The following is a 1,399-nucleotide window of genomic DNA, read 5'->3' as shown; positions in this document are numbered from 1 at the left end:
GTAGTGGCCACACATCATCATCAATGAGTTGATGCGTCGTGCTCGCTGGGGCGAGACCACGCGCAGGTTGGCTGGCCGGTTGACGCCGTTTGATGCGAGAAACAGCCCGGCGCAGGCGAGCTGCTCGCAGCTCATGGCGATGGCGCATTGGTGGAAGTAGGTGCCCAGCACCTTGTCGACGTCGTGGCGCAGCCGCCCGAAGGCCTTCATGAAGTGGGCAAGCGAGGCGTTGCGATCCTTGTGGGCCATTTCCGAGGCGGCCACTAGGTGGTCGAAGTAGACGCTTTGATCATCGGTGATGTAGCGCACGAAGCTCAGGATTTCGGCCAGCGTTTCGCGCGGTTCGTGGCCCATCATGATCGCATCCACTACCGCGATGGCGCCGGCGTTGATGAACGGGTTACGCGGCTTGCCGTTCTCGTGCTCGAGCTGGACGATCGAGTTGAAAGGGTCGCCCGATGGCTCGCGACCGACGTTGGTCCAAAGTCCGTCGCCGAGCTTGCCAAGCCCCAAGGTCAGGGTGAACACCTTGGAGATGCTCTGGATCGAGAACGGCGTGGCGGCGGCGCCCGCCGAGAAGCGCTCGCCCTCGACCGTGGCCAGGCTGATGCCGAACTGGCCGGGGTCCACCTCGGCGAGCTGCGGGATGTAATCGGCAACCTTGCCGCGCTCGGTCTCGAAGGCGAGTTGCTGGGTGATCTCTTCTAGAAGCTGTTGCATGCCGGATGATCGGTTGTCGTGGGGCCTCACACCCTAACGGAAAACGGCGTAACTGTCTGCGCAAGGCGCTATCTGCAAAGTTTTCGACACGCCGTCACCGACTTCTTTTCAGGCGCGGGTTCGGGTGTCTTCGATCACTGTCGTTAACCGTGATGATTTAAATGATCGATAAAGCCGATTTAAAGTATTGGCTATGCCTATATCAAGTCTGTTTTTGACTTCTTGAGTCCATTGTTCGTTAAATTCGATTTTTTAAGCGAATTTATTTCAATCATTATTTGTAAACTCGGAGTTATCGGTAAATGAGAATAATATCTGATTCTATGTAAATTTAAGCATTATATTTCAGTTATTTATTTTTATGTTTATTCATTGAATAAATTCTTCCGATATCTCTTATCAGTCCTCCCGATAGTAATCGTCATCAATGGTGGGGATTGATTTTAATGTTCGGCAACGCCGTTGCTAATCAAATTTTTTTAGCCTTAAATGCCACTGCTTTAATCCCCCTCTTAATTAAAAGAGCTTAAACATGGACGCTATGTTTTCTCGAGTATCCCATCATGGATAGTCGTTACAGACTGCTGTTGTCGGCAGGTTTCGTGGTGGGTGCCCTTTCTTTGGAAGGATGCAGTTCGGGTGGCGGCGGCGGGGGGGGAGGGGCAAGCGAAGGCACACC

At 53.1% G+C, this 1,399-nt stretch carries 1 protein-coding gene; it reads right to left on the bottom strand.

The features are described 5' to 3' along the window. Positions 1-720 (bottom strand): glutaminase A (gene glsA, locus BIS11_RS17555; protein ID WP_253586726.1); only part of this gene is annotated, 720 nt, incomplete at its 3' end. Positions 721-1,399: the final 679 nt, after the last annotated feature.

This window comes from Halomonas sp. 707D4 (assembly GCF_024158685.1).
Classification (GTDB): Bacteria; Pseudomonadota; Gammaproteobacteria; order Pseudomonadales; family Halomonadaceae; genus Vreelandella.
This window is presented reverse-complemented; position numbering and strand designations above follow the sequence as displayed.